This is a genomic window from Stenotrophomonas sp. P5_B8 (genome assembly GCF_054049855.1).
On the sequence record NZ_JBFULO010000364.1, the window covers coordinates 1 to 4,068 of the forward strand.

Here is a 4,068-nt window from a genome sequence, read left to right on the forward strand (position 1 = left end):
GTCAGGTACCGCACGCGGCGGTCGATCTCGCCCAACTGCTTCTTGCGGTAGGTGTATTCGGCGTTCTCCGAGCGGTCGCCTTCGGCCGCGGCGGCTGCCAGTGCCTTGACCACGTCCGGGCGGCGCACGCGCCACAGGTCGTCCAGTTCGACTTTCAGCCGCTGGTGACCCTGTGCGGTGATCAGGGCCGTACTCTTTTCCGCAGGGGGACGCCAACGCGACATCAGGTCTGTCTGTGCTCTTGGAAAGGTGCCGCGCCCGACGGCGCGACACGCAGTATCAACGKTTGCCGCCGAAAATACCGCCAAGCAGGCCGCGCACGATCTGGTTGCCCAGCTTGGTACCCACGGTGCGCGTGGTCTGCTTGGCCATGGTCTCGATCATGCCCTGGCGGCGCTTGGTGCCGAAGATCGCATCCTTGATCGACTGGCCGAAGCCGCCTTCCTGCGCCTCGTCCTGCTGACGCGTCCGCGCGGCAGGGGCATCGGCCTGTGCGACCGACTTCTGCGCGCGTTGGGCCAGCAGTTCCGCCGCCGATTCGCGGTTGATCGCAGCGTCGTAGCGCGTGCCGACCGGGCTGCCAGCGCGCACCTGCGCACGTTCGGCCTCGGTGATGGCGCCCATCCGGCAGCGCGGCGGCGCGATCTGGGTCTGTTGCACGGGTGAGGGAATGCCCTTGTCCTGCAGCGTGGACACCAGCGCCTCGCCGGTGCCCAGCTTGGCCAGTACGGCGGCGACATCGAGCTTGGGATTGGGCACGAAGGTTTCCGCTGCGGTCCTTACTGCCTTCTGGTCGCGCGGGGTGAACGCGCGCAACGCATGCTGCACCCGGTTGCCCAGCTGGCCGAGGATGTTGGCCGGCACGTCATCGGGGAACTGCGAGCAGAAGTACACGCCCACGCCCTTGGAGCGGATCAGCCGCACCACCTGCTCGATGCGCTGGACCAGCGCCGGTGGCGCATCGTCGAACAGCAGGTGCGCTTCGTCGAAGATGAAGACCAGCTTGGGCTTGTCCAGATCGCCCACTTCCGGCAGCGTCTCGAACAGTTCGGACAACAGCCATAGCAGGAAGGTCGAATACAGCCGGGGCTTGAGCACCAGCTGGTCGGCGGCAAGGATGCCGATCACGCCACGACCATCGTGGTTGACGCGCATGATGTCGGCCAGTTCCAGCGCCGGCTCGCCGAAGAACGCTTCACCGCCGTCCTGCGACAGGCGCAGCAGCGAACGCTGGATGGCCGCCACGCTCTGCGCACTGACCAGCCCGTATTCGGTGGAGATGTCCTTGCGCTCTTCTGCGACCAGGCCGAGCAGGGCGCGCAGGTCGTCCAGGTCGAGCAGCAGCAGGCCGCGGTCATCGGCCAGCTTGAACACGATGTCGAGCACGCCRGACTGGGTGTCGTTGAGTTCCAGGATGCGCGCCAGCAGGGTCGGGCCCATTTCGCTGACGGTAGTGCGCACCGGGTGGCCGAGCTTGCCGTACAGGTCCCAGAACACCGTCGGGCTGGCGGCAGGCGCGTAATCGGTCACGCCGATCTCGGCGGCGCGCTGCAGCAGCGCCTCGGTGCCCGCGCCGGCCACGGCCAGGCCGGCCACGTCGCCCTTCACATCGGCCAGGAACACCGGCACGCCGATCCGCGAGAAACCTTCGGCCAGGGTCATCAGCGTGACGGTCTTGCCAGTGCCGGTAGCGCCGGCCACCAGGCCGTGGCGGTTGCCCAGGCGGGGTTGCAGGGTCACGGCGATATCGTCGGTGATGCCTTTGCCGAGCAGGATCGGATCCATGGTCAACTCGCTTGTGGAGGTGCTATGTGAATGGGCAGGATTCTAAACGTCGGCGCAGGCCGGGTCGCTTGGCGGGTTGCCCCGATGCAAGCGGCGCGGCTACTCTGCCCCATCTTTCGCACACAGTGCCAAAAATGCCCGTTCCTGTCTTGCTTGTCCGTGGTTGGCCGCTGTTGGCGCTGGCTGCAATGCTGTCATTCGTGCCAGAGGCACATGCCCAGCGGGTTTCCGCGCGTGATCGGGTCAAGGTCGAGGCGCTGGAGCAGCGCATGGCCGCGGCCGAGAAGCGCTACCGCGCCGCGCTGGTGCTGGTGGCCAACGCCGATCCCAAGGGCAAGAACGAAGGCGACGCCGCGCTGGAGGACATGGAGGACGTGATCAGCGCCTGCGTGGCCCAGAAGGGCTGCCAGGTGAGCAACATGCTGCCGGCCTACAAGCGCCTGCTCAAGGACAATGCCGACACCCGCGACAGCGAAGGCGATGAACTGGCCAGCGATGGCGGCCTGCTCGAAGCCGATCCGGACCACACCGGGCCGTTGGCTGCCGACGTGCCTGAGGCGGCACGCGCCGCAGCGCTGCTCAATGACAAGCGCCACGCCTTCGACAGCATGGTCGAGTACAACCCGGCCGTGCAGGCCGGCATCCGCCGCTGGCTGACCGACATGCGCCCGGCGTTGATGACCACCTACGAGAACTACCAGAACCTGCGCGCGGTGATGTGGCCCGAGTGGGAGAAGCGCGGCCTGCCCGAAGCGTTGCTGTTCGGGATCATGGCCAAGGAATCCAACGGCCGCGTGCATGCGTCCTCGCGCGCCGGTGCGGCCGGGCTGATGCAGTTCATGCCCGCCACCGGCCGTCGCTTCGGGCTGGGGCCGGACGGCACCGGCTTTGACACCCGCTTCGACGCGCGCAGTGCCGCCGAGGCCAGTGCCACCTACCTCAACGAACGCATGCGCGAGCTCAACAACAACGTCGAGCTGTCGCTGGCCGGCTACAACGGCGGTGAGGGCCGTGCCGCGCGCGTGTTCAAGCAGAGCGCCGGGCAGAGCTTCTGGACCGACAGCGTCTACAACCAGTTCCCCGGCGAGACCAAGGATTACGTGCCGATGGTGATCGCCGCGGCGTGGATCTACCTGCACCCGCAGCAGTACGGCGTGGAGTTCCCGAAGATCAGCGCGCAGCCGGCCACCATCCGCCTGGCCAAGTCCACCACCATCTACGAGCTGACCATCTGCCTGGGCAGCGCCGGCACCCGCGATGGCTACATGCGCGCGCTGCGCAACCTCAATCCGCGTTACGAAGCCGACGGCTGGATCCCGGCGGGCACCACGATCAACGCCACCACCCGCATCGCCGGGCTGTACAACCGCTATTGCGTGAGCGGCCCGCGCGCCGATCTGGCCCGTACGCTGATCACCGCCGACCTCAACGCGGCGATCGTGCGCCCGAGCGTGGCCAGCTATACCGGCAACGTGGCGGTGGGCAGTGTGGTGCCGGTGACGCAGGTCCAGGCCAGTGCAGTGGCGGCCACGCCGATCGCACCGGTGGCCACCCCGGCCGCCAAGCCCAAGGCCAAGGCCAAGCCGGTACGCAGCCACAAGGTGGGCAAGGGCCAGACGCTGGGCGCGATCGCCGACAAGTTCCAGTGCGACGTGCGTGAACTGGCGCGCGCCAACGGGCTCAAGGCCCCGGCGTACGCGCTCAAGCAGGGCCAGGTGCTCAAGCTGCAGGGCTGCGACAGGTAAGCGCGGGCCGGATCGGGTAGGCTGCCGGCATCACGCCTGCGGCCCCCGCGCCACAGCACATCCATCGCCGGCCGTGGCGTTTCGCCGCGGCCCTCAGGTACACGCATACAGGACAGCAAGATGGATATCACCGCGATCAACGAGATGTTCGCCAACATCCGCGAGAACACCGATTGGGACCTCAACGGCCCGATGCTGTGGGGCTACTTCTTCGTCAACACCACGCCGGAGCCGCTGACCGGCCTGTCGGAAAAGCTGGTCGAGCTGGGCTACACGCTGGTGGAGATCTTCGAGCCGGACCTGGAAGAAGGCGAAGCGCCGTATCACGTGCTGCACGTGGAGCGCGCCGAAGTGCACACCGAGGCCTCGCTGGACGCCCGCAACCACGAGCTGCAGGCCCTGGCCGAAGCCAATGGCGTGGAAGACTACGACGGCATGGATGTGGGCCCGGTCGAGATCTGACCGCAGCGGACCGCGTCCCACAAAAAACGCCCCGATTTCCCGGGGCGTTTTTCGTGGGCGCGAGCCCCGGTAGTGG

At 67.4% G+C, this 4,068-nt stretch carries 3 protein-coding genes and 1 pseudogene; 2 read left to right on the top strand and 2 right to left on the bottom strand.

Annotated features, from left to right (window positions below; genetic code table 11):
* Window positions 1-224 (bottom strand): annotated as a pseudogene (locus ACXJKH_RS16400) (transcription elongation factor GreB); the annotation flags it as partial.
* 55 nt (window positions 225-279) lie between these two features.
* Window positions 280-1,785 carry a helicase HerA-like domain-containing protein gene (locus tag ACXJKH_RS16405; protein ID WP_457320888.1) on the bottom strand — a complete coding sequence of 502 codons (1,506 nt, stop codon included), beginning with the start codon at window positions 1,783-1,785 and terminating at the stop codon, window positions 280-282.
* 134 nt (window positions 1,786-1,919) lie between these two features.
* Between ACXJKH_RS16405 and ACXJKH_RS16410 the strand changes: the two genes are divergently transcribed.
* Together ACXJKH_RS16410 and ACXJKH_RS16415 are read left to right on the top strand one after the other, a co-directional pair.
* Window positions 1,920-3,530, top strand: coding sequence for a transglycosylase SLT domain-containing protein (locus ACXJKH_RS16410; protein WP_457320890.1), 1,611 nt, complete (start codon window positions 1,920-1,922; stop codon window positions 3,528-3,530).
* Between the two features lie 120 nt (window positions 3,531-3,650).
* Window positions 3,651-3,992, top strand: coding sequence for a ribonuclease E inhibitor RraB (locus ACXJKH_RS16415; RefSeq protein WP_256774609.1), 342 nt, complete (start codon window positions 3,651-3,653; stop codon window positions 3,990-3,992).
* Window positions 3,993-4,068 lie beyond the last annotated feature (76 nt).